Below are 22931 nucleotides of genomic sequence, written 5' to 3'. Positions count from 1 at the left end.
GCGGACCCTCGGGGCCCGGTCGCTGCTCACGCGGCGGCCGGGCCCTCGTCGTGCGTGCGCCTCAGGGCAGGCTCGGGACGGGCGCCTCCAGCAGCGCCCGCGCCGACGCGGCCAGCTCGCGCACGGGAGTGTCGCCGAGCACCGGCCCGGCGACCAGCCGCGAGTTCAGCCCGATCAGCACTGCCCCGGGGGTGCGCTGAACGTTGAGCTTCTCGCGGGCCGAGGCGACGCCGTAGACGGCCCGGTCGAGCAGCTCGGGATGCGCGTCCTCGAAGACCGAGCGCGCACTGCTCACCGCGAAGACGAGCACCGGCCCGTCGGGGCCGAGCGTCTCGATCAGCTCGGCGCTGTCGGACAGCAGACCCTCGCACGAGCCGCAGCCCGTCTTCACGAACACCAGCAGGACCGGCCGGTGCGCCACCAGCATCAGCGACTCGACGACCTCGCCGTCCGGGCCCACGACCTCGAAGGAGGGTGCCGTCCGGTAGCCGCCCGGCTCGATGACGTGCTCCTGACTCGGCAGCTCGACCGTCTGCCCGGGCGTAGCGGCTGTCGCTGCGCGAACGCGGTCGTCGGCGGTCAGCCGGGTCACCAGCAGCCCGGCGATCGCGGTCACGGCGGCCACGGCAAGCCAGAGGCGGCCCTCAGTGTCGCCCAGCACGTCGAGCGGAGTCGGAGCTCCGAGCACCCCGCCGATCACGGCTCCGACGGCCGCGGCCAGCAGTGCGGTGTTGCGGGCGACCAGCCCGGGCCCGACGCGGGTGCTGCCGCCCGCTCCGAAGCAGCCGCAGTCGAAGTCGTCGCCGCGTCGCCAGGCCCGCCCGGTCAGCGCGACGAAGCCGGCGAGAACGAGGGCCGCGGCGGAGGCGGCGGCCACCGACCAGGGCGACGGAGCGACGAGGACGGCCACTCCCAGCGCGAGCTCCATCGCGGTGAACAGCCCGGCGGTGACCGGAGTGGCGAGGGCGCGCGGGATGCCGAAACGCTGCGCCGCCTCGGCGAGCGCGGTCGCTCCTCGGATCTTCGCGGCGCCGGAGGCGAGGAACGCGGCTCCGACGATCACGGGGAGGAGTGCGAGCGCGGACATGGGACCTCCGGGGGCGGGAGCGGGCGCCGCGGATCCCGGCGCTGTGCCCGTCGATCCTCCCCGCCCCGGAGGCTCGACCGGTCGCGCTGGCGCGCAACGCGAAGTGGCGGGCGGGCCGCAGCCCTCCGGCTCCGACCCGCCCGCCTCCGCCCCGGCCGCCTCGACGGCGACCGGACCGCTCAGCTCTGCGGCGGCGAGTAGAACTGGAGGTCGTTGCCCTCCGAGTCCTTGAACGGGAGGATTCGGCCCCACTCGTGGTCGCTGATCTCCCCCTCGATCGAGGCGCCGCGCGCCTTCAGGCGCTCCAGCTCGTCCTCGATCGAGCCCTCGGGCTGGAACGAGATCACGGCGCCGCCCTGCTCGGCGACCGTGGCGGACTCCCGGGCGTTCAGGCCGATCATCAGCCCGCCCGCGTCCAGCTCCGACCAGTCGGCGGAAGTGTCCTTCACCTCAAGGCCGAGCGTGTCGCGGTAGAACGCGACCGCCCGCTCCATGTCGGTGACCGGAACCCAGACCGTTGCGACTCCTGATGCCATGTCGTGCTCCTTCGCTCGATGATGTGACTCTCGACGCTAGGTCGGGTGTGGGCTCAGCGGGGGCCCTTGCGCCGGCGGGTGGAGGCTGCTCTCGCGCGGGCGCCCACGTGTCAGAACGCAGCGGGATGACGGACGGCGTCGAGGGTGCGGAGGACCAGGGTCGGCGTGGTGAGGCCGGTGACGCGGAGCTGCGCAGGAGTCCGGTTTCGGCGAACCGGTCATCGGTCGGAACCGGTCGTGGTCGGCGCTCGGCGTGTCAGCGAGTCCTCCGGTCGAGCGAAGAGTCGATCTCCTGTCCTCGCGTCTGGTCTCGACTCGTCGGGACGACGTCGGTGCGCGCCTCGGCGCGGTCGGCATCGCGAGCGTCCGCCTTCCCGCCAGTGGCGCGAACTCCGGGCGGTGCTCCCGCCACGGACGCGCGGAACGTGCGGTAGCTGGGGAAGCCCGAGCGGCGGGCCACCGCTTCGAGCTCGGCGCGCCCCGGCCGGTCGAGGGCGGTGAGGAGGCGACGGGCCGTCCGCACGCGCGCCTCGCGCAGGGCGAGGGCCGGTGGGACGCCGAGCGCCGCGGCGAAGACGGCTTGCAGGCGGCGCTCCGAGAGGCCCGTCTCGCGGGCGAGCGCGCTCACGGTGAACGAAGCGTCGCTGCTGCGGCGGCGGATCGTCTCGAGCGCGCGCCGGACGAGGCGTTTCTCGGCGGGTGTGCCGCGGAGCCGGGTTGCCGCGGCGTCGAGGAGGAGCGTCGCGGCGAGGTTCTCGATGGAGGCGACCAGCAGCGGCCACTCCTCGCGCGGATCCTCCAGACCGGTGAGCACCGAGTTGACCAGGGAGGCGAGCATCGGCGCGTAGCGTCCGACCGGATCGACCGGGAGTCCGGGCGGCGAACCGACCGCGAACCGCTCGGTGAAGGCATCGGAGAGGACCACCTCGACGGTCGCGGCCGGCGCATCGAGGGTCAGGGTCAGCCCGTCGTCCCCGCTGAGGAACGCGCGACCGCGATCGAGCGTCAGCGGCCCGGCAGGGCTGCTCAAGCGCATGCTGCCATCGGTGACGACGGTGACCTGCAGCTCGTCGGCCGCCCCATGTGTTCGAGAGGAGTAGGTGCCCGCCGTTTTCCAGACGCGCGCGAAAGAGATCTCCGGAGCCGAGTAGGCGTCGGCGAAGATGCGGAGCTCGTTCGCCCGGCCCAAAAAGCGCAGTCCCCTTCCTTCGAGCCAGTCCAGGGCGGTCTCTCCGGAGAGAGCCAGGCCTCGTGCATGTCTGTGCATCCTTTGATGATTCCCACGGGTGGGAAAGATCGGGGGCGTCGTGGACTGATCGGCATCCGTCGTGCAGAGACCCGCCGAGTCGGGACGTGGACCCGCCGGATGCTCACAGGATCGGCCGGTGCGTCAGGGCGGCTGTCTGAATAGGCGACGCACCCGCACCCCCTCCCCGCCACACCGGCGGGCCGATCTCTCTGGAGAGACATGAGCAACGACCGCGACCGATCCGACACCCGCTCCATCCCGTTCGGAGGCGAGTGGACTGTCCCCGACGAGGCCGGCGTCAAGCGCCGCACCATCGTCCAGGGCGCCGCCTGGACGGTCCCCGTCGTGGCCGCCGCAGTGGCGTCGCCGCTGGCCGCCGCCTCGACCACGCCCACCTACACGCTGGCCTTCGACCAGGACGAGTACCCCGTCGGCAGCGACTGCACGCTCAAGGGCGTGACCCTCACCCTGCGGGACAACGCCGGCGCTCCCGCTGCCGGTCAGACCGTCACCACGACCCTGCCCGCGGGCTGGACCTTCGCCGGCGGCGGACGCACCTACTCGACGACGACCGACGCGAACGGCCTGGTCACTCTGCCGACCATCACCGCCACGAAGGGCGCCGGCACCTTCACGCTGAACTCCTCCGCTCCCGCCGTCAACGCCTCCGACACGGCGACGGCCGACATCGACAGCCAGCCGAACCTCTGGGAGTACAACTCCGAGAACGGCAAGCGCTACAAGCTGACCCGCCTCCCGGCCGGCACGGCGACCGCCCTCGGTGGCGGCTACTTCCAGCTCGAGAACGGCGACATCTACGACTACCGCTCGTCGACCCCGGTGGTCCGCGGCGCGGGCAAGGCGGTCGGTTACAGCGGCCAGAACGGTAACTACTACGTCGACTACATCTCGAGCACCGGAGTCGCGTCGACCCGCAACCTCAACACCGGCACGACGAGGACCTACCCCTGGGTGCCCTCGAGCGCCAACCCGGTCGGCGGCGGTTTCTTCCTCGGAACCGGCGGCGCGCTCTGGGGCTACAACCAGCAGACGCGGATCGCGAGCGGCGTCACCTCGGCGTCGGGCTACATTTCGGCCGATGACACCAACTACTGGGTGGACTTCGTCAACGCGAGCGGAACGCAGACCTACAACGCCAACACCGGTCTGACGACGGTCTACAACTCGAGCCTCACCGCTGCGACGGCCGTCGGATCGGGATACTTCCTCCAGTCGAACGGCGTCCTGCGCTACCGCAACGAGGTCAAGGCGACGAACGTGAAGTCGGCCGTCGGCTACCCGAGCGCGACGACCGCGAACGCCGTGTACTTCGCCGACTACGTCACCAACGACGGCCGTGCGTTCTTCGCCAGTAGCGCCACGTCGAGCACCAGCCTGCCGAACGTGCCGCTCAACTCGAGCCCGCGCGGCGGCGGCTACTTCCTCGCCGGCGACCAGCTCTGGTCCTACCAGGGCGGCGGCAGGCTCATCGCCAGCAACGTGGACAACGCCGTCGGCTACCCCGGCGCCGCAGGCACCAACCGCCGCTACTGGTCGGACTACGTCATCAAGCCCTCCAGCTGCATCTGATGCCGCGGGAACGCCCCCTCGATCTGCGGGTCGAGGGGGCGTTCCTCTGTTAACGAGATACGTCTTACGAGGCGGACGTCTTCACGGGGAGCCCTGCACGGTGCAGGATGCTCCTGGCCGGCGACCGGCGGCTCCCTCCGGACGCTCGGCTGGGGATCGCATCAGCGCTCCGCGACGAAGCGATGTACCACGGAGAGGTCCTCGTCGCCGAGGCCGGCCTCGGTCAGTTCGCGGAACACGGTGCGGAGTGTGGCGAGCAGCGGCGCCGAGGTCGAGGTCGCCTCCGCCTCGTCGGCCGCGGCCCGCAGATCCTTGTTCATGAAGGAGGCGACACCGGTCGGCGTGTAGTCGCGGGCCACCAGCGCCGCACGCTTCGTCTCGAGCACGCGGCTCCCCGCATAGCCGCCCTGAAGCAAGGTGAGCAGCGTGTCGAGGTCGAGGCCCGAGCGCTCGGCGATCACCGCGGCCTCCGCGATTGCGGTCATCGTCGCGGCGACGATCAGCTGGTTGCAGGCCTTGGCCACGTCGCCCGAGCCGAGGGGGCCGAGGTGCACCGCGGTGCCGCAGGCGGACAAGATGGGCAGCGCGCGGGCGACATCCTCCTCCGCCCCGCCGACCATGATCGAGAGGGTGCCCGCCTCGGCGCCCTCGGTGCCGCCGCTGACGGGGGCGTCCACGAGGCGGACACCGGGGTGGCGCTGAGCGAGCTCACGCAGTCCGGAGGCGGAGACGCTGGAGCAGACCGCGAGCACGACGTCCGACTCCGCCGCGAGCACTCCGTCCTCTCCCGCCAGCAGCTCCTCCAGCTGGGGCAGGTCCGGCACCATCACGATCAGCAGATCCGAGACGGCGGCGAGAGAGCGGGCGGAGTCGTGCCACTGCGCCTCGGGCACGGCCAGGCGCGCGCGATCGGCGGAGGCGGGGCGTGCGGTGATCCCGAGCGGGACCCCGGCGGCGGTGAGGCGGCGGGCCATCGGGGCGCCCATGCTCCCGAGACCGATGAATCCCGTGCGCGCGGGCGGGAGGACCTCTGAGATCGAATCGGGCATGCGACCAGCATATCGAACACGGTTCACAGGGGTGAAGTACACTGGCCGCGGGTCGATCCGGGAGAGAGCCTCCAGCACCGCCCCGCGAAGGGACACCTGTGACCGATCGCCTCCGCGTCGTCGTTGCCTCGCCGCTCAGCCCCGAGCTGATCGCCCGCATCGTCGAGCTCGAACCGCGCCTGGACGTCGTCGCCGACCAGAGCCTCCTCCCTCCGATGCGCCACGCGGGCGACCACGGAGGCGACCCCGCGTTCCGGCGCACGCCCGAGCAGCAGCGCGCTTTCGACGAGCTCGTCGACTCCGCCGACGTTCTCTACGGAGTGCCCGACGAGACCCCGGCCGCCCTCGCGCGCACGGCCGCCGCGAATCCGCGACTCCGCTGGGTGCAGACGATGCCCGCCGGCGGCGGCGCGCAGGTGAGGGCCGCGGGCCTCGACGACGAGCAGCTGGCGCGCATCGCGTTCTCGACCTCGGCGGGGGTCCATTCCGAGCCGCTCGCCGAGTTCGGGATCTTCGGGCTGCTGGCCGGGGCGAAGTCGCTCCCGCGCCTCCAGTCGCTCCAGCGCGAGCGGGTCTGGGGCGAGCGGTGGACGATGGGACTGATCTCGGAACAGACGATTCTGATCGTCGGACTCGGCACGATCGGCCGCGCGACCGCCCGCAAGCTCCAGCAGCTCGGCGCCCGGGTGATCGGCACGAGCCGACACGAGAGCGCGGTCGAGCACGTCGACGAGATCATCGCCCCGGACGCGATCGCCCAGGTGGCGGGCCGGATCGACGGCGTCGTCGTCACGCTCCCCGGCACCGCCGCCACCGAGAGGCTGGTCGGGCCCGAATTCTTCGCGGCGCTGCGCCCCGGAGCGTCGTTTGTCAGCGTTGGCCGCGGGACGGTCGTCGATGAGGAGGCGCTGCTCGCCGCGCTCGACGAGGGACGCGTCGGCTTCGCCGCGCTCGACGTCGTCGCGCAGGAGCCGCTCGAGCAGGGCAGCCCGCTCTGGAGCCATCCGAGCGTCCTGATCAGCCCGCACACCGCGGCGCTGAACCTCGCCGAGGACCGCCTGATCGCCGAGCTGTTCGCGCGCAACGCCACCCGCTTCCTCGACGGGGAGCCGCTGATCAACCGAGTCGATACGGTGGAGTTCTACTGACACCACCGCCGCGAGAGGACGACATGGCCCGCCCCGAAGCGCCTCCGACGTCGGTCGACTCCGAGAAGGGGTCGGGCGCTCCGGCCGTGTCCCGCGCGATGCGGATCCTCGACCTCCTCGCCGACGCCGGCGGGCCGCGCACGCTGACGGACATCGCCCGCGAGCTCGGCATCGCCAAGTCGTCGACGTCGAACCTCTGCGCCGCGCTGGAGGAGGGGCGGCTGATCCGTCGCGTCGGCTCAGGCTTCCTCCTCGGTCGGCGCACCGTCGAGCTCGGCAGCCACTACCTCGCGGGTTTCGACCCGGTGCGCGAGTTCTACAGGCTCTGTGAGGAGTCGCCGGTGCTCTCGCGGCAACTGGTGCAGATCGCGCTGCTGGACGGCACCCGCGTCCTCTACCTCGCGGTGCACGAGGGCCGCGAGCGGTTCACGCTCTCGGCGAGCGTCGGCGACCGGTACCCCGCCTCCGCCACGGCCGTCGGCACCGCGCTGCTGGCCGAGCTCGACGACGCCGAGATCGCCGAGCGCTTCGCCGACGACCGCGACATCGTCGTCTTCACCGACCGGTCGACGTCCTCCTCGCGCGAGCTGCTCCGGAAGGTCCGGACGGCGCGCGAGCGCGGCTACGCGATCGACGACGGCGAGCTGCACCCCAGCGTCCTGGGCGTCGCCGTCGCCGTGCCCGCGGCCACCCGATCCGATCTCTCCGTCGCGGTGGGCGTCTCGCTGGTGCGCCCGATGGACGAGGATCAGGAGGAGGTCGTCGCGGCTCTCCGCGAGGCTGCGGCGGCACTGGGCCGTCCGCCGCTCGTCGCCGGCGCCCCCGCCTGACGGGTTTTGCGCCGCGGGCGTCCACTCTGTTGAATGCCGTTCACTGGGCTGTTACGCTCGCCTCATCCCGCCGGCGCGGGCCGGAGTGAGCGAGGCACCGTGGCGATCAGCACCAGCGACGAGCCCGGGGGAGACCGCTGATGCGGATCGCCCGGATCCAGGCGGATGACGGCGCCGCGATCGTCGCTCTCGTCGCGGGGGAGTGGCGCGAGATCGAGGACGCCTTCGTCGCGCAGCCGATCGAGACCGGTCGCCGGTGGCCGGTCGAGGGTGCGCGCCTGCTGGCCCCAGTGGAGCCCCGTGTGATCCTCGGGATGGCGCACAACGGCTCCGCGGCCGACCGCTTGCTGCCCCCGCAGGCCTTCCACAAGACCGCGCACACGCTGGCCGGGCCCGGCGATCCGATCACCCTCGACGCCGGCATCGGTCCCGTGAACGTCGAGGGGGAGCTCGCCCTCGTCATCGGGCGCACCGCCCGCCACCTCACTCCCGCGGATGCGCTCGAGCACGTCCTCGGCGTGACCGTCGCGAACGACGTCACCGCGCCCGCGATGATCACCGCAGACAGCCTCTTCCTCCAGGGCAAGAACGGTGACGGCTGGACGCCTCTCGGCCCGTGGATCGAGACCGGGATCGACCCCGACGCGGTGGCGATCACCGTGAGCGTCGACGGCGAGGTGCGCGCCGCCTCCTCCACGGCCCGTCTGGGCTGGAACGCGCGCGAGATCCTCGTGCACCTCACAGCCCACCTGACCCTGCATCCCGGCGACATCGTCCTCACCGGTTCGCCCGGCACAGCCGTCGCCGTCGAGCCCGGCCAGGAGGTGCTGATCGCCCTCGACGGCGTCGGCGAGCTCGTGAACCGCACCGTCGCGGGGCCGCCGCGCGCGGCGCCCCTGCAGCCCTGATCCCCCTCTCCGACCCTGCGCTCCGACCGCCCTCGCCTCGACCCCCCCTGGAGACCCCATGCTCTTCGATCTCACCGACCGCGTCGCCCTCGTGACCGGTTCGAGCCGCGGCATCGGCCGCGCCGTCGCCACCGGTCTCGCCGAAGCGGGCGCCACGGTCGTGCTCAACGGCCTCGATCCGGATCGCCTCGAGGCCGCTCGCATCGAGCTGGCAGAGCGTTTCGTCGACACAGAGGGTCGGACGCGCATCCACGCCCGCGCCTTCGACGTCACCGACGATGCCCAGGCCGAGGCCGGCGTGGCCTGGATCGAGGAACACGTGGGGCCGTTGCGCGTCCTGGTCAACAACGCCGGCGTGCAGCACCGGGTACCCCTCCTCGAGCTCGAGGTCGCCGATTGGGAGCGTGTGCTGCGCACCAACCTCACCAGCGCGTTCGTCGTGGGGCGCGCGGCGGCGCGGCGGATGATCCAGCGAGGCGCCGGCAAGATCATCAACGTCGCCTCGGTCCAGGCCGATCTCGCGCGGCCGACGATCGCGCCCTACACGGCGTCCAAGGGCGGGATCCGCAACCTCACCCGGTCGATGACGGCGGAGTGGGCGCGGCACGGGATCCAGGTCAACGCGATCGCGCCCGGGTACATCCACACCGAGATGACCCAGAACCTCGTCGACGACGAGGCCTTCAACTCGTGGATCCTCGGCCGCACCCCGGCCGCGCGGTGGGGCCGGGTCGAGGACCTCATCGGCCCGGCCGTCTGGCTCGCCTCCGACGGCTCCGACTACGTCAACGGCCAGGTCGTCTTCATCGACGGCGGCATGACCGTCGTCGTCTGAGCATCGCCCCTCCTCCACCCGCAGCGAACGAGAGCAGCATGAGCGCACCGAGCACCTCCCTCCCCGCCACGACCACCCGCGTCGTCGTGCACGCCGCCGGCGACCTCCGGGTCGAGGAGGCGCCGCTGCCCGCGCGCGCCGCCTCCGAGGCCCTCGTCGCGATCGCCTACGGAGGGATCTGCGGCTCCGATCTGCACTACTGGACACACGGCGCGGCGGGAGAGTCGATCCTCCGCGAGCCCCTCACGCTCGGGCACGAGGTGGTCGGCACAGTCGTCGAGGCCGCGGCCGACGGCTCCGGGCCGAGCGTCGGAGCCGAGGTCGCTGTGCACCCCGCCACGGCGCACGGCGAGTGGCCGCCCGGCCGGCCGAACCTCGCCTCCGAGGGCACCTATCTCGGCAGTGCGGCCCGATTCCCGCACGAGCAGGGCGCGTTCGCCCGGCACGCGGTGCTGCCGGCGCGCATGCTGCGCGAGCTGCCCGCCGGTCTGGGGCTGCGGGAGGCGGCGCTGGCCGAGCCTGCGAGCGTCGCCTGGCATGCCGTCTCGCGAGCGGGCGAGATCGCAGGCCGCCGTGCCCTGGTCATCGGCAGCGGTCCGATCGGAGCCCTGATCGTCGCTGTGCTCCAGCGAGCGGGGGCATCCGAGATCATCGCCGTCGACCTCGCGGAGGAGCCGCTCGCGGTGGCCCGCGCCGTCGGCGCGACCCGGACGATCGCCGCGACCGACGCCGAGGCGATCGCCGCCGTCGGCGCCGACGTCGTCTTCGAGTCGTCGGGCAGCGCTCGCGGGCTGATGTCGGCGGTTCGCGGAGCGGGGCGCGGCGCGACCGTCGTCATGGTCGGCCTGCTGCCCTCCGGCGAGCAGCCCGCGCTGATCTCTCTCGCGATCACGCGCGAGCTGCGTCTCATCGGCTCGTTCCGCTTCGTCGACGAGATCGACGAGGTGCTCGCGGCGCTCGCCGACGGCACCCTCGCGGTCGAGCCCGTCGTCACCCAGGTGCTTCCGCTCGACCGGGCTCTCGAGGCCTTCGAGCTCGCCCGCGACGCGACACGCTCGAGCAAGGTCCTGCTCGACTTCACCGGCTGACGCCTCCCGCGAGCGCCCTGTGGGCGGCCTCACCGTGAGCGGGATCGTGGCTGCGGAGCTGACGTCGGCTGTGGTCGCCGGCGCACTGCTCGCCGGGGTCGGAATCGTCCTGACGCGGACGGAGCGTGCGAGAGGCACGCTCCTCCTCCTCGGCTGCGCCGTGGACGCGACCCGGGGCGGACCGCCGGCGCTTCAGAGCCGCCTCCACAGGGTCCGGATCGGCGACGATCCGGCCGTCTGCGGGCGATGCGGCCACCGTGGAGGCGCTCGACGGCCTACCGTTGCAGCATGGCGTCCACCGATACATCCGATTCCGTCCCCGAGACTCACGCCGGCGAGCAGACCGCTCCTGTCGCGGCCTCCGCCCCCGCGGACGAGTCTCCCTCCCTCACGTTCTCCGGTCTTGGCCTCAGCGAGCCCGTCCTCAAGGCGCTCAAGGAGGTCGGCTACGAGACGCCCTCGGCCATCCAGGCCGCGACGATCCCCTCGCTCCTCTCCGGCCGTGACGTCCTCGGCGTCGCCCAGACCGGCACCGGCAAGACGGCGGCGTTCGCGCTGCCGATCCTCTCGCGCCTCGACGTCTCGCAGAAGACGCCACAGGCGCTCGTGCTGGCGCCGACCCGTGAGCTGGCGCTCCAGGTCTGCGAGGCGTTCGAGCGCTACGCGTCGAACCTGCGCGGCGTCCACGTGCTCCCCGTCTACGGCGGCCAGGGCTACGGCACGCAGCTCTCCGCGCTGCGCCGCGGCGTGCACGTCGTCGTCGGCACCCCGGGCCGCATCATGGACCACCTCGAGAAGGGCACGCTCGACCTCTCGGCGCTCAAGTACCTGGTGCTGGACGAGGCCGACGAGATGCTCAAGATGGGCTTCGCCGAAGACGTCGAGACGATCCTCGCCGACACTCCGGTCGAGAAGCAGATCGCGCTCTTCTCGGCGACGATGCCCTCGCAGATCCGCCGCATCTCGGGCAAGTACCTGAAGGAGCCGGAGGAGATCACGGTCAAGAACAAGACCACGACCTCCGTCAACACCACGCAGCGCTACCTCATGGTCTCCTACCCCCAGAAGGTCGACGCGCTCACGCGCATCCTCGAGGTCGAGAACTTCGAGGGCATGATCGTCTTCGTCCGCACCAAGAGCGAGACCGAGACGCTCGCCGAGAAGCTGCGCGCCCGTGGCTACACGGCGGCAGCGATCAGCGGAGACGTCGCCCAGGCCCAGCGCGAGCGCACCGTCGAGCAGCTCAAGTCGGGCAAGCTCGACATCCTCGTCGCCACCGACGTCGCCGCGCGCGGCCTCGATGTCGAGCGGATCAGCCACGTCGTCAACTACGACATCCCGATCGACACCGAGTCGTATGTGCACCGCATCGGTCGCACCGGTCGCGCGGGGCGCAGCGGAGCAGCGATCAGCTTCGTCACGCCGCGCGAGCGCCGCCTCCTCGCCGCGATCGAGAAGGCCACCCGCCAGCCTCTCACCGAGATGCGGATGCCCAGCGTCGAGGACGTCAATGTCACCCGGCTCTCACGCTTCGACGACGCCATCACCGCGGCGCTCGCCGACACCGAGCGCCTGCAGCGCTTCCGCGACATCATCGGCCACTACGTCGAGCATCACGACGTGGTCGAGTCCGACGTCGCGGCGGCGCTGGCGATCGTCGCCCAGGGCGACGAGCCGCTCCTCCTCTCGCCGGACGACCCCCGTTTCGCCCGCCGCGAGCGCGACGACCGCGACTCCCGTCCCGAACGCGGTGACCGGGGCGACCGCTTCGATCGCGACCGCAGTGAGCGCCCCGAGCGTCGGCAGCGCACGGCGAACGGCGCTCTCGCCTCCTACCGGATCGAGGTCGGCCGCCGCCAGCGCGTCGAGCCCCGGCAGATCGTGGGCGCCCTCGCGAACGAGGGCGGTCTCAACCGCGGCGACTTCGGGCACATCGACATCCGCCCGGACTTCTCGATCGTCGAGCTCCCCGCCGACCTGCCGCAGGAGGTGCTCGACCGCCTCGCCGACACGCGGATCAGCGGTCAGCTGATCGAGCTCAAGCCCGACCGCCGCCCCAGCCGCGCCGGCGCCGACCGCGGTGGCCGCCCCGGCGGCCCGAGCCGCTCCTCCGAGCGCCCGGAGCGCAAGCCGCGCTACTGAGCCCCGCTGCACTCCGCCCGTCCGGCACGCGAGGGCGGAGTACGCGGGCCGCCGTCGGGGACGCCGCGGGCACGACGTGCGCGGCGTCCCCGTGTGGGCGCACGACGTGTCCGGACTCGACGTGTCCGGACTCGACGTGTCCGGGCAGATGCTCGCGGAATCGACGCGCGCGGGCTCGACGTGAGCGCGGACAGTGCGCAGGCTCGCGTCAGGCCAGTGCCGCGTGCTTCGGTTCAGGGGGACAGGCAGGCACGAGGCGGCTCGTCACGAGCCGGAGGGCGTCCTGCATCCGCTCGGAGCGGCCGGCGGCCGCGATGCCTGCACAGGGGCACCCGGCCGCACGGCATCGTCCGGCCAGCACCCGCAGGCAGGACCCGGTCCACCGGAGACGCCGGAGCGCAGCGTCGCCCTCGGCACGGCTCCCATCGGGCCGCCCGAGCGGGCGCGTTCAGGGATCGACGGCCTGCACCCGATCCGCGCCCACTCCCGCCAGGTTGACGACCGGGCGCGTCACGTTCTGACGGGTGCAGCCCTCGAATGGGCTCCTCCGTGGGCCCGCCCGGCCGGTAGCGCCCGTGTCGACGCCACCCGTGAACGGCAGGCAGGCGATCGGTGCGCGAGGGAGATCGAGAGCGAGGCGTCGTCGCTCAGCGCCGCAGGACGCGGCGCGCCAGGACGTTCCCGAGCAGCTGTACGAGCTGCACGATCACGATGATCACGAGCACCGCGGCCCAGGTCACCACCGGCTCGAACTGCCGGTAGCCGTACTGGATCGCGAAGTTGCCGAGCCCGCCCGCGCCGATCGCGCCGGCCACCGCCGACATGTCGATGACGGACACGACCACGAACGTGTAGCCGAGGATCAGCGGCCCGAGCGCCTCGGGCAGCAGGACGGTCCGCACGATGCGGAAGCGGCTCGCTCCGACAGAGCGGGCGGCTTCGATCACTCCGGGCTGCACGGTCAGCAGGTTCTGCTCGACGATCCGGCCGATGCCGAACGCCGCGCCGAGCGAGAGGGTGAAGACGATCGCGTCGGTGCCGATCCCGGAGCCGACCACGAGCCGGGCCAGCGGCTGCGCGGCGGCGATGAAGATGATGAACGGGATCGGCCGGAAGATGTTCACGATCACGTTGAGCAGCCCGTAGACCACGCGGTTCGCGTAGAGCGCCCCGCCGCGGGTCAGCGCGAGGCCCAGCCCGATCAGCAGGCCGCCGAGGCCGCCGAACAGGAGGCTGAGCGCCACGATGTAGAGGGTCTCGCCCGTGGCTTCGGCGAGCTTGGGCAGGAGCGGGATCAGCTCGTTCACCGGGGGACCTCCGTGAGGGCGACGCGGGCGCCGAGGCGGGCGAGGAGAGGGTCGACGACGTCGTCGGAGGCGTCGAGGGCGACCGTGAGATGCCCGAAGGCGCGCCCGCGGACGTCCGTGATGCCTCCGTAGACGAGTTCGAGCGGCACGCCGGCCGCCGCGATCTCGGTGAAGACGTCGCCCTGCGAGGCGGAGCCGTCCGAGAACGAGAGCGTGACCAGCCGGCCCCGGTGGCGCGCGCGCAGCACCGACGCCTCCGCAGGCGAGGGCACCGAGCGGACCACCGTCGACACGAAGCGGCGGGTGACCGGCTCGCGCGGCGCCGAGAACACGTCGAAGACCGGGCCGCGCTCGACGATGCGTCCCGACTCCATCACCGCGACCTTCGTCGCGAGCTGCTGCACCACGTCCATCTCGTGCGTGATCACGACGATGGTGACGCCCAGCTCCTCGTTGATCCGTCGGAGCAGGGCCAGCACCTCGCCCGTGGTGTCGGGGTCGAGGGCGCTGGTGGCCTCGTCGGCGAGGAGGATGCGCGGGGAGGCCGCGAGGGCGCGGGCGATGCCGACGCGCTGCTTCTGCCCACCGGAGAGCTGCTCCGGGTGACTGTGCGCCTTGTCCGAGAGGCCCACGAAGCGCAGCATCTCGTCGACCCGAGTGCGCTGCTCGGTGCGCGGGACTCCGGCGACCTGGAGCGGATAGGCCACGTTCTGCTGCACCGTCTTGGATCCGAACAGGTTGAACTGCTGGAAGATCATCCCGATGCCCAGGCGGAGGCGGCGCAACTCCCGCTCGGGGAGCCCGACGGTCTCGCGGCCGTCGATCTCGATGCTGCCGCTCGTGGCCGGTTCGAGGGCGTTGATCAGGCGCGCGAGGGTGCTCTTGCCCGCTCCGGAGTATCCGATCACGCCGTAGACGTCGCCCGCTTCGATCTCGAGGCTGACGCCGTCGACCGCGGCCGCCGGCTCCGCTGCGCGGGTGGGAGCCGGGTACACCTTGCGCACGTCGGTGAGTCGGATGAGCGGCACGGGGCGCCCTTTCTGTCGGTGTCACGGGAGGCGCCGATCCGGCCGGGCACCCGGTGAGGGGTCACGGCCGGACCGGCGCCTCCGGGCTGCGGCGGGAGGGGGAGGCAGTTCAGGAGCCCGCGCCGAGGTCCTTCTCCGCGGCCTCGAGCGAGGTCGTGAGCTCGGAGGCCGGGGTCTTCAGGAACACGGCGGTGCCGCCGGACTGCTCCGAGACTCCGTCGAGCACGTCCTGGCTGTCCTGGTAGATCGAGACGAGCTTCGCGTAGGTCTCGTTGTCGGCGTCGGCCGACCGCGCCGCGAAGATGTTCGCGTAGAGCAGGGCGGACGGATCGTTGGGGTCGTCCTGCGCGATCGCGTCCTCGGCCTTCAGGCCCGCGTTCTCGATGAAGTCGTTGTTGATGATCGCCGCCGCGACGTCGGGGAGCGAGGTCGGGGTGAGCGAGGCCTCCAGAGCGGTGACCTTGACCTTCGAGGTGGACTCGACGTCGTCCACGTCCGAGAGCACGCCTCCGCCGTCCTTCAGCTCGACGAGACCGGCCGACTGGAGCACCAGCAGGGCGCGCGCCTGGTTGGTCTGATCGTTCGGGATCGCGATGGTCGAGCCGTCCGGGATGTCGGCGACGTCGTCGTACTTCTCGGAGTACAGGCCGAGCGGGTAGATCGCGGTCGTGCCGATCGGCACGAGGTCGGCGTCGGCCGAGGTGTTGTACTGCGCCAGGTAGGCGATGTGCTGGAACTGGTTGAGGTCGATCTCCCCCTCGGTCAGCGCGGGGTTGGGCTGGTTGTAGTCGGTGAAGTCGACGATCTCGACGTCGATACCGGCGTCGGCGGCGGCCTTCTCGTAGGTGGCCCAGTAGGGGTCGCTGGCGCCGACCACGCCGATGCGGACGGTGTCGTCGCCTCCGCCCGCTCCGGCGCAGCCGGCGAGGAGGAGGGCCGCTGAGGCGGCGATCGCGGAGGTCGCGAGGAGTCGAGTGCGCAGGGACATGCTGGTGGGGATCCTTCCGTGGGGAGGATCCGAGCGGTGCCGCGTCCGCCGCGGTGCTTGGTCACCGCCGGCGCTGCGACCGGCCTCCGATCGCGTGACGCCGCGACAGCGCGGATCCCGGATCCCACCGTACGAAGGTGGTGGGAGGCGCGCGAAACGCGCGCGTAACACGGCGACTCGGAAGGCCGCTGGGTGGTCAGCTCGCGAGCGGTCCGTCGTCGCCGGAGGCGGCCTCGTGCCCCGCGATCCGAGTGGCGATGGCGTCGCGTTCGGCCCGGAGCGACGCGATCGTCGGCTTGTCGAGGCGCGGGTCGGCGATGTCGGCGAAGGGGCTCGCTGTGCCGGTGCGGGCCGAGACGAGCGCGGCGTACGCCTTCGTCGCCGCGCGCAGCTCGGCTCCCGCACGTTCGACCTTGCGCGGCTTGGACGACTTGTCCGAGACGAGTCGGGCGTGCTTGTCGAGGGCCTCTGTCAGCGCGCGATGCGCAGCGTCGATCTTCTTGCTCATAGGCGAATTATGTCGCAGGATCTGCGCCGGGCACCGGCGGAGTCGATCCGCTGCTCCCCGGTGCGGCCTTTCTCCGCGGGTGCACCGGCGGATTCTGAACGTCCATGGGGTCTCCTCCCACCTCTGTCATCGTTTCGGGACCTATCGTCTGTGACATCCGCGCTCCACGCATGTCCTGGACGAGGAGGCGGAGCAACCCGAGAGGGCCCGTCCCCTGATGCTGTTCAGCCGACGACAACTCCTCATCACGGCCATCGGCAGTGCGCCGGTGATCCTGGCGGGGACCGCTCCTGATCCGGCCTCCGCCTCGGCTCCGCCCGCTCTCGCGGCGACGATCGAGCCCGGCGAGGTCACGACCCTCCAGTTCCCGAGCGCGGACTTCTCGGTCCGCAGGTCCGTCGCGTACTCGCTGTCCGAGCACGTGCGGCTCAGTCGGCCGGGAGCGATCCGTGTCGTCGTCCGCTACGACAGCAGGCTCTTCGCGGCCGCAGACGGGGCCGTCGTCGCGCACGGCGACCACTACGAGTTCTGCCCCACCGACGTCTCGGAGCAGCGGCCGCCCGCGCAGTCGACCGTCTCGTACGCGGTGCCCGACCTCTCCGACGGTGACTCCGCGCCCCTGCTGTGCGTGGGAGTGCCGCTCACGGTCCGGGTCGCGTACCCGGCCGAGAACATCGATGCTCCGCTGCCGATCCAGGTGACGATCCTCGACGAGGCGGGTGCAGAGCTCGCGAGCGTCGAGTGGGCGGCCGCGGAGTCGCCGGCGGGCGCCCCGGCCTGGGGCGTCGAGCTGGCCGCTACCTGGGCCTCCATCGGAGACACCGCGATCCCGGGGAGTTCCTACCGCTACCCGCGCTCGATCCGCTGCACGAGTGTCGGCCCCGCCGCCATCCCCGCCGGCTCCGTCCTCACCCTCGATCTCGACGCGCGGATGGTCGCCGCGTGCAGCGTGACGGGCGTCACCCCGGTCCCGGCGCAGCTGCAGGTCGACGCGGCCAGCGGGCGGCCCGCCGTCCGCGTTCCGTGGGACTCCTCCGCCCTCGATGTCGCCGAGGCGGCGACCGATCAGCGCCGGACGCTCAGCGTCACGCTCAACCGGGCCGTCGAGGCGGGGGCGTCGATCGACGTGGCCGTCTCGGCGTCGTCGCCGGATCCCGTGCCCGCTGTGTCCAGCATCGTCTACGCCTCGGCCTCCTTCTCGGGGCCGGACGGGGCGCGGGCGACGGGAATGTCCGACCTGACCGATCTCACGGGCTCCGGCTCGCCACAGGTCGGCGGCGTCACTGCGGGAACGGTCTGAGAGGGAGAGCAATGGCGGACGAATGGGTCCTGAAGTCGCAGCAGTGGGTCAATTCGACCTATAAGGGGGTCGCCGGCTATTCCCCGGCGCCCGAGACCGGCACGAGCGGCTGGAGCACGATGTTCGCGCTCACCCGAGCGCTGCAGATCGAGCTCGGCCTGTCCGAGCACTCGGACAGCTTCGGTCCCGGGACACTGTCGGCGCTCACCGCCGCGTACCCCTCGATCACGAATGCGACGCCGAACAAGAACGTCGTCGCGCTCCTCCAGTGCGCCCTGTGGTGCAAGGGCTACTGGGGTGGGACGACCTGGAAGACGCTCGACCAGAAGACCTCGTCGGCGATAGCGCGGTTGCGCACCGACATGGGGTTCGCGGCGGCCGCGGACGTCACTCCCAAGATGATGAAGAGCCTGCTCACGATGGACTCCTACGTCCTGGGCTCCGGCGGCACGGCACTGATCCGCACGATCCAGCAGTCGCTGAACAAGCGCTACATCGATCGCGCTGACTTCTTCGTCCTCCCCTCCGACGGTCTGTTCTCGCGGGGCGTCCAGCAGGGACTCGTCTTCGCCCTCCAGTTCGAGCTGGGGATCGCCGACGGAGTGGCCACGGGCGATGTCGGGCCGATGACCCGGTCGAAGCTGAAGGACGCCGCGCCCACCACGACGCCGGGCACCGTCGACTCCACCGGATACCTCATCCACCTCCTCCAGGCGGGGCTGGTCGCCAACGGCTACTACACCGACGGCCCCTACGACGGTTCGTACAGCCCCGCCGTGGTCGCCGCAGTCCGGTCGTTCCAGGGGTTCGCGGCGCTGCCCGCCTCGGGGAACGCCGACTACGCGACGTGGTGCTCGCTCCTGGTGAGCTCGGGCGACCCCGAGCGGAGCGCGGAGCAGGGCGCGACCGCAGCCGACTGCAGCACCGATCACGTCACCCCGGCCCGCGCCCGGCTCCTCACGGACAACGGCTACAGGGTGATCGGGCGCTACCTCACGAACACTCCGGTCGCGGACTACAACGACAAGAAGATCCAGCCGGGCGAGTTGGCGGCCATCACCGGAGCCGGACTACGCGTCTTCCCGATCTTCCAGGAGGGGGGCGACGCCGTCGACGGCTTCTCGTACGCCCGCGGATTCGCGGCCGCGCAGAAAGCGCACGCCGCAGCCCGCGGCTACGGCTTCCGGGCCGGGGCGACGATCTACTTCGCGGTCGATTTCGACGCTCTCGAGACAGAGGTGAACAGCGCCGTCGTGCCGCACTTCCAGGGAGTGAAGGACGGCCTCGCGAGTGTCGGCAGCCGCTATGCGGTGGGGATCTACGCCGCGCGCAACACCTGTCGGATCGTGCGAGAGAAGGGGCTCGCGAGCCTGTGCTTCGTGAGCGGGATGTCGACCGGTTACAGCGGCAATCTGGGCTTCCCGCTGCCGCAGGGATGGGCGTTCGATCAGGTGAAAGAATACGTGATCGGCTCGGGCACCGATGCGATGAACATCGACAAGAACATCGCGTCCGGCCGCGACTCGGGAGCTGACGCGTTCGATCCGGCGCAGACGTTCCCCGACTACGCGGACTGGCTCTCCGGCAGAGCCGCGGCCTTCGCGCCGTCCGCCGGTGGAGTCGGCCCCGACGATCTGATGCTCCAGTTCCTCCGCTCGCCCCGCTACGCGGACGGGGTCTGGGAGCGGGCCGCGGGCCCCGTGAACCGGGAATTCCTCTCGGCGGTCGAGGGCGAGAAGCACGAGCGCGTGTTCCACACCATCGGCCCCGAGGTGTCCACGCTGATGCCCGTCGACCGCCTCGCCGCCGCGATGACCGGTGCCCGATGCTCCGGAGTGCCGACGGATCCGGGCACCTCGACCGTCGGCGACTTCCTGGGCTGGGCGGGCGATCTCACCCGGACACTCGTGGAGTACACGCGTGCACGGAACTCGGGCGAGCGCCCTGATCCGTACGACTTCGGCCGGGCGGCGATCGGCCGACGCGGGAGCTTCGACGCCGGTGCCCATCAGGCCGACGTCGACGGCTGCGTGCTCGGTCTGCTGACGGCCGGGGGCGCGACTCCGGTCGCGTCAGCGCTGCGCAGCTACTACGCCGACGGGTACCGCACGAGGTACCGGCGGTTCCTCGACGCCCGCTTCGGCGGCAGCGCCGAGAAGGCCTCGGCCGCCGCGGCGCACTGGTTCACGACCACGGACCCCGCCGTCGCCGACGTCCGCACCGCCTTCCTCGCCCTCGACGAGAGCCGGATCGAGGGATCGACGTCGCACACCGACGACGAGTTCCGCGCCCTCGCGAAGGCCTGGGCCGACGACCTCACCGCCCGCGTCAGCGGAACGTGACCGCCCCGGGCGCGCTGTGCGCCCGCCGCCGAGTGCGGAGGCGGTGGCCGCCCGCCGTGTCCAGACGTCCTGCGGAGCTGGGCCGGGTCGTGTTCGAGACGGTGACGGAGTTCGCCGCGGGGAGCCCCTCGTCGGACGATTCCACCCTCGTGGTGCTCGCCGGTGCGGAGGGGCGCTCGTGAACGTGCTCGTCCGCTCGCGGCTGCAGCTGGAGCCCCGCGTCCTCGCCGTCCGGTCGGTGGGCGACTGGCTGCGCGAGGCGGCCCAGCGGCTGGATCCGGCGGTCGCCGCGTCGCTCCTGGCGCGCGCCGAACTGGCCGTCCACGAGGCGTGCATCAACGTCATCGACCACGCCGGTCTGCCTTCCGGCGCGGTGATCGACCTCGACCTCGTGCTCGAGGACGACCGGCTGACGGTACGCGTCACCGACGCGGGCGCCGACTTCGATCTCGCACGCGTGCCGCTCCCCGCCCTGGGTGCCCTGCAGGAGCGCGGCTTCGGCGTGAAGATCATCCGCTCGCTCGTGGACGGGCTCTCTCACCGCCGCACCGCGGCGGGCAACGAGCTGACCCTGACCTTCGACCTGGGACGCGATCGTGCCTGACGGACTGGGCATCACGATCGAGACCGCACCGGGCGCACCGGTCAGGGTCACCCTCGCCGGCCGCTTCGACGTCGCGGAGGCGCCGCGAGTCCGCGAGGCGGTGCTGCAGGGCCCTGCGGCTGCGGCGCCGCACCTGGTGATCGATCTCAACGCCGTCACGTTCCTCGACAGTGCAGGGCTCGCGGTCCTGGCCCGCGCTCGACGCGATCGCGCGCTGACCGGGGCCTCGCTCGTTCTGGTCCGGCCCGTCGCGGAGGACGCGCTGCGCATCTTCCGGCTGACACGGTTCGAGGACCTGTTCACGATGGTCGACCGGGAGGAGGCGCCGTGACCCCGGGACGCGCTCTCGTCGTCGACGACGACATCGTCTCGCGACTCGTCCTGAGCCGTCTGCTGCGGCGCTCGGAGTGGGTCGTGGAGGAGGTGGAGGACGTCCCGGAGGCGCTCGCGGCGCTCGCGGGCGGAGTGTTCGACCTGATCGTGTCCGACTACCGGCTCTCCTCGGGGACCGGCATCGACATCCTCGCTTCCCTCGACGGGCTCGCGGATCCTCCGCCGTTCGTCCTCGTGACGGGGATCCTCGAGCGGGTCGGCGTGCCGTCGGGCGTCGAGACGGAGGTTGCTGCGCGTCTCACGAAGCCGGTCAGCTCGGAGGCGCTCCGGCGCGCGATCGTCAGCATCGAGCGCGAGCGCCGGCTCTGACGGCGGAGAACTCTCGACTCCCGCGTTCTGGCGCGCGTGTCGCTCTCCACCGCGTCCATCGGCCCCGACGGCACACCGGTTCGACTTCTGCGTGAACGCTCCTGCCCGCCGAGCCCTGCCGCGTGGTCGGGACTCCCTGATGCGCACCGATGTCATCGCCGCGGACCGAGAGTTCCGCAGAAGCCTGGGAGAGGAGGAGCGGCTCGAGAGAGTCGCGGCCGGCGGTGATGGACCCGTTCTGCTTCAGTTGTCGGGGAGGTAGTTCCAGTTGCCGGCGAGGAAGTCGTTGTGGGTGTCGGTGTCGGGGCCTTCGAGGTCGACGGTGTCGCCGATGCTCCAGTGCCAGGGGTCGTTGTCTTTCCCGCCGAGGATTTCGAGGGTGGAGCCGTCGTCGAGGGTAAGGATGGGGTCGTAGGCGTCGGCTTCGCAGTCGATGCGGACGATGGTCCGTCCCGTGAGGCTCGCGAACGCTGTCGTGAACGCGTCGCGGGGGTGTTCGCCGGTGACGCGTCCCGCGGGAGTGGTGAGGGCCCAGTCGCAGTCGAGATCCAGGCGCCAGTCGGGGCCGGTGAGGGTGGCGGTGGGGTAGTGCGGGGACGCTTCGGTGATGGCCAGGGGGAGGGTGGCGTGGAGAAGGTCGCGGTCGGTGACGCCCTCGTCCTCCGGAGGCCGCGGTGTGGTGTCTGTCATGGTGTGCTCTCTTCCTGGTCGTTGCCGCGGGGGACGATGCCTAAGCGGGCTTGCGCTTGCGCGAACGTCTCGGGTTCGGCTATCTGCTTCGCCTTGTGTACTTGTTCGAGGATGTAGGAGGGGCCTGGGAAGAAGTCGTCATCGAAAGGATGTAGGCCGTAGGTGGCGCAGTAGTCGGCGAGCATCTCGGGAGTGAAGCGGTCCGCGATACGACGGTTCGTATAGGCGGAGACCTCCTCGAACGGCAGCGGGTCCCCGTAGGTGTGGAAAGTCCAGCGACTATCCTGCGTCAACTCGATCACCCTGATCGTCTCCGCGAGACCCGCAGACCGGTCCGGGTCTGGACGGTGCACGACAAATTGGCGAGCGCCGAATCGGGCGCGTTCGCCGGTCGTGGCTTTCTGGGTTGCGACGGAGATGCCGCCGGCCAGGAAGGCTCCGGACGCGGCTCCGACGAGAGCCATTCCGGCGAGGGTGCCGACTCCGGTGAACATCAAGGCGACGCCCGCGACGACCATGGCGCCGGCGGCGACGTATTCCCAGGTGTTCGACCACCAGTGGCCTGCGGCGGCGAATGCGCCGTTGTTCCCGTCGCGGTAGGCGCGCAGGTCCGCGTCTGTGACTGGCCGGAGGCCGGTCGGGTCGAGGGCGTGGAGGGGATCATTCCCGGCGCAGGAGTACGGGTTCCCGGACCAGCCTGCACCGGTGACCGCGTCGAGGGGGCCCACGGTCAGGAAGCCCCGGGTGGCGGGGTCGTAGGCGCGGTGTCCGAGCCATTGCAGGCCCGCGACCGAGATGCCGCCGCTCCCGGTCAGGCCGACGCCTGTGGGCAGGGTGATGCCGGGTGGGAGCGTGTCGGGTGCGGCTGCGCCCCACGGGTCTTCGGCGCTCGTCGCGCGCTCGGCCCGCCACCCGGCGCCGACCCAGGTGTCGCCGATGCCGGTGACTCCGCCGGGGGTGGCGAGGATCGGTGTGTCGCCCACGGCGAGCAGTGCGGGCG

The 22931-nt window shown here is 71.7% G+C and carries 23 protein-coding genes; 13 read left to right on the top strand and 10 right to left on the bottom strand.

The window, feature by feature from the left end:
* Positions 1–61 precede the first annotated feature (61 nt).
* The 3 genes from GSU10_RS13950 to GSU10_RS13940 form a co-directional block, all read right to left on the bottom strand.
* Positions 62–1087, bottom strand: coding sequence for a MauE/DoxX family redox-associated membrane protein (locus GSU10_RS13950; RefSeq protein ID WP_068213652.1), 1026 nt, complete (start codon positions 1085–1087; stop codon positions 62–64).
* A gap of 179 nt (positions 1088–1266) precedes the next feature.
* On the bottom strand, positions 1267–1623 hold the full coding sequence (locus GSU10_RS13945; RefSeq protein WP_132505369.1) for a VOC family protein: 357 nt from the start codon (positions 1621–1623) through the stop codon (positions 1267–1269).
* A gap of 256 nt (positions 1624–1879) precedes the next feature.
* Positions 1880–2890 (bottom strand): AraC family transcriptional regulator, encoded by a 1011-nt coding sequence (locus GSU10_RS13940; RefSeq protein WP_132505372.1) that lies wholly within the window; start codon positions 2888–2890, stop codon positions 1880–1882.
* 201 nt (positions 2891–3091) lie between these two features.
* Here GSU10_RS13940 and GSU10_RS13935 point away from each other — a divergent pair, with 201 nt between their 5' ends.
* A complete protein-coding gene (locus GSU10_RS13935) occupies positions 3092–4462 on the top strand; it encodes an Ig-like domain-containing protein (protein ID WP_068212756.1) in 1371 nt (456 codons plus the stop codon).
* Between the two features lie 161 nt (positions 4463–4623).
* On the opposite strand, the gene GSU10_RS13930 is transcribed toward GSU10_RS13935, so the two are convergent.
* Positions 4624–5511, bottom strand: coding sequence for an NAD(P)-dependent oxidoreductase (locus GSU10_RS13930; protein ID WP_068212753.1), 888 nt, complete (start codon positions 5509–5511; stop codon positions 4624–4626).
* 98 nt (positions 5512–5609) lie between these two features.
* Between GSU10_RS13930 and GSU10_RS13925 the strand changes: the two genes are divergently transcribed.
* The 6 genes from GSU10_RS13925 to GSU10_RS13900 all read left to right on the top strand — a co-directional run bounded on the left by GSU10_RS13925 (position 5610) and on the right by GSU10_RS13900 (position 12462).
* Positions 5610–6659, top strand: coding sequence for a D-2-hydroxyacid dehydrogenase (locus GSU10_RS13925; protein WP_068212749.1), 1050 nt, complete (start codon positions 5610–5612; stop codon positions 6657–6659).
* A 23-nt stretch (positions 6660–6682) separates the two neighbouring features.
* The gene (locus GSU10_RS13920) at positions 6683–7489 is read left to right on the top strand and encodes an IclR family transcriptional regulator (protein ID WP_068212746.1); all 807 of its coding nucleotides are present in this window, start codon (positions 6683–6685) and stop codon (positions 7487–7489) included.
* 140 nt (positions 7490–7629) lie between these two features.
* Positions 7630–8397: a fumarylacetoacetate hydrolase family protein gene (locus GSU10_RS13915; protein WP_068212742.1), complete on the top strand. Its 768-nt coding sequence runs from the start codon at positions 7630–7632 to the stop codon at positions 8395–8397.
* Between the two features lie 58 nt (positions 8398–8455).
* Complete coding sequence (locus tag GSU10_RS13910) at positions 8456–9232, top strand: SDR family NAD(P)-dependent oxidoreductase (RefSeq protein WP_068212739.1); 777 nt, start codon at positions 8456–8458, stop codon at positions 9230–9232.
* 38 nt (positions 9233–9270) lie between these two features.
* Positions 9271–10320: an L-idonate 5-dehydrogenase gene (locus GSU10_RS13905; RefSeq protein ID WP_132505375.1), complete on the top strand. Its 1050-nt coding sequence runs from the start codon at positions 9271–9273 to the stop codon at positions 10318–10320.
* 288 nt (positions 10321–10608) lie between these two features.
* Positions 10609–12462, top strand: a complete 1854-nt coding sequence (locus GSU10_RS13900; RefSeq protein WP_132505378.1) for a DEAD/DEAH box helicase — start codon at positions 10609–10611, stop codon at positions 12460–12462.
* Positions 12463–13109: 647 nt separating this feature from the next.
* Here GSU10_RS13900 and GSU10_RS13895 read toward each other — a convergent pair.
* From GSU10_RS13895 to GSU10_RS13880, 4 genes are all read right to left on the bottom strand, one after another.
* Complete coding sequence (locus tag GSU10_RS13895; protein WP_068212306.1) at positions 13110–13769, bottom strand: methionine ABC transporter permease; 660 nt, start codon at positions 13767–13769, stop codon at positions 13110–13112.
* Positions 13766–14797, bottom strand: coding sequence for a methionine ABC transporter ATP-binding protein (locus GSU10_RS13890; protein ID WP_068212305.1), 1032 nt, complete (start codon positions 14795–14797; stop codon positions 13766–13768). The genes GSU10_RS13895 and GSU10_RS13890 overlap by 4 nt, the downstream gene beginning before the upstream one ends.
* A gap of 109 nt (positions 14798–14906) precedes the next feature.
* Complete coding sequence (locus GSU10_RS13885) at positions 14907–15785, bottom strand: MetQ/NlpA family ABC transporter substrate-binding protein (protein WP_068212303.1); 879 nt, start codon at positions 15783–15785, stop codon at positions 14907–14909.
* A gap of 196 nt (positions 15786–15981) precedes the next feature.
* Positions 15982–16293, bottom strand: coding sequence for a hypothetical protein (locus tag GSU10_RS13880; protein ID WP_068212301.1), 312 nt, complete (start codon positions 16291–16293; stop codon positions 15982–15984).
* A 217-nt stretch (positions 16294–16510) separates the two neighbouring features.
* Here GSU10_RS13880 and GSU10_RS13875 point away from each other — a divergent pair, with 217 nt between their 5' ends.
* Genes GSU10_RS13875 through GSU10_RS13855 form a run of 6 tightly spaced genes read left to right on the top strand, consistent with a single transcriptional unit; the run spans position 16511 to position 21241 of the window.
* Entirely contained in the window at positions 16511–17593 is a 1083-nt protein-coding gene (locus tag GSU10_RS13875; RefSeq protein ID WP_068212299.1) for a hypothetical protein, read from the top strand.
* Between the two features lie 11 nt (positions 17594–17604).
* Positions 17605–19935 carry a glycoside hydrolase domain-containing protein gene (locus GSU10_RS13870; RefSeq protein ID WP_068212297.1) on the top strand — a complete coding sequence of 777 codons (2331 nt, stop codon included), beginning with the start codon at positions 17605–17607 and terminating at the stop codon, positions 19933–19935.
* 56 nt (positions 19936–19991) lie between these two features.
* Positions 19992–20117 carry a hypothetical protein gene (locus tag GSU10_RS15610; protein ID WP_269085077.1) on the top strand — a complete coding sequence of 42 codons (126 nt, stop codon included), beginning with the start codon at positions 19992–19994 and terminating at the stop codon, positions 20115–20117.
* Complete coding sequence (locus tag GSU10_RS13865) at positions 20114–20539, top strand: ATP-binding protein (protein WP_068212296.1); 426 nt, start codon at positions 20114–20116, stop codon at positions 20537–20539. The genes GSU10_RS15610 and GSU10_RS13865 overlap by 4 nt, the downstream gene beginning before the upstream one ends.
* Positions 20532–20870, top strand: a complete 339-nt coding sequence (locus GSU10_RS13860) for an STAS domain-containing protein (protein WP_068212289.1) — start codon at positions 20532–20534, stop codon at positions 20868–20870. The genes GSU10_RS13865 and GSU10_RS13860 overlap by 8 nt, the downstream gene beginning before the upstream one ends.
* Complete coding sequence (locus GSU10_RS13855) at positions 20867–21241, top strand: response regulator (RefSeq protein ID WP_132505381.1); 375 nt, start codon at positions 20867–20869, stop codon at positions 21239–21241. Before GSU10_RS13860 ends, GSU10_RS13855 begins: the two co-directional genes overlap by 4 nt.
* 243 nt (positions 21242–21484) lie before the next feature.
* On the opposite strand, the gene GSU10_RS13850 is transcribed toward GSU10_RS13855, so the two are convergent.
* On the bottom strand, positions 21485–21931 hold the full coding sequence (locus GSU10_RS13850; protein ID WP_068212285.1) for a hypothetical protein: 447 nt from the start codon (positions 21929–21931) through the stop codon (positions 21485–21487).
* A complete protein-coding gene (locus tag GSU10_RS13845) occupies positions 21928–22914 on the bottom strand; it encodes an RHS repeat-associated core domain-containing protein (RefSeq protein WP_159316554.1) in 987 nt (328 codons plus the stop codon). The genes GSU10_RS13850 and GSU10_RS13845 overlap by 4 nt, the downstream gene beginning before the upstream one ends.
* Positions 22915–22931: the final 17 nt, after the last annotated feature.

It is taken from the genome of Rathayibacter tanaceti (genome assembly GCF_009834165.1).
In the GTDB taxonomy this organism is placed as follows: domain Bacteria; phylum Actinomycetota; class Actinomycetes; order Actinomycetales; family Microbacteriaceae; genus Rathayibacter; species Rathayibacter tanaceti.
Note: the sequence above shows the minus strand (reverse complement) of the source record. Positions and strands in the feature narration are given on the sequence as shown.

Excerpts from the sequence above, each read along its gene's own strand:
- GSU10_RS13885 (WP_068212303.1), bottom strand. The coding sequence starts at position 15,785 with ATGTCCCTGCGCACTCGACTCCTCGCGACCTCCGCGATCGCCGCCTCA.
- GSU10_RS13850 (WP_068212285.1), bottom strand. The coding sequence starts at position 21,931 with ATGACAGACACCACACCGCGGCCTCCGGAGGACGAGGGCGTCACCGAC.
- GSU10_RS13945 (WP_132505369.1), bottom strand. The coding sequence starts at position 1,623 with ATGGCATCAGGAGTCGCAACGGTCTGGGTTCCGGTCACCGACATGGAG.
- GSU10_RS13880 (WP_068212301.1), bottom strand. The coding sequence starts at position 16,293 with ATGAGCAAGAAGATCGACGCTGCGCATCGCGCGCTGACAGAGGCCCTC.
- GSU10_RS13910 (WP_068212739.1), top strand. The coding sequence starts at position 8,456 with ATGCTCTTCGATCTCACCGACCGCGTCGCCCTCGTGACCGGTTCGAGC.
- GSU10_RS13920 (WP_068212746.1), top strand. The coding sequence starts at position 6,683 with ATGGCCCGCCCCGAAGCGCCTCCGACGTCGGTCGACTCCGAGAAGGGG.
- GSU10_RS13905 (WP_132505375.1), top strand. The coding sequence starts at position 9,271 with ATGAGCGCACCGAGCACCTCCCTCCCCGCCACGACCACCCGCGTCGTC.
- GSU10_RS13940 (WP_132505372.1), bottom strand. The coding sequence starts at position 2,890 with ATGCACAGACATGCACGAGGCCTGGCTCTCTCCGGAGAGACCGCCCTG.
- GSU10_RS13935 (WP_068212756.1), top strand. The coding sequence starts at position 3,092 with ATGAGCAACGACCGCGACCGATCCGACACCCGCTCCATCCCGTTCGGA.
- GSU10_RS13930 (WP_068212753.1), bottom strand. The coding sequence starts at position 5,511 with ATGCCCGATTCGATCTCAGAGGTCCTCCCGCCCGCGCGCACGGGATTC.
- GSU10_RS13900 (WP_132505378.1), top strand. The coding sequence starts at position 10,609 with ATGGCGTCCACCGATACATCCGATTCCGTCCCCGAGACTCACGCCGGC.
- GSU10_RS13915 (WP_068212742.1), top strand. The coding sequence starts at position 7,630 with ATGCGGATCGCCCGGATCCAGGCGGATGACGGCGCCGCGATCGTCGCT.
- GSU10_RS13875 (WP_068212299.1), top strand. The coding sequence starts at position 16,511 with ATGCTGTTCAGCCGACGACAACTCCTCATCACGGCCATCGGCAGTGCG.
- GSU10_RS13950 (WP_068213652.1), bottom strand. The coding sequence starts at position 1,087 with ATGTCCGCGCTCGCACTCCTCCCCGTGATCGTCGGAGCCGCGTTCCTC.
- GSU10_RS13870 (WP_068212297.1), top strand. The coding sequence starts at position 17,605 with ATGGCGGACGAATGGGTCCTGAAGTCGCAGCAGTGGGTCAATTCGACC.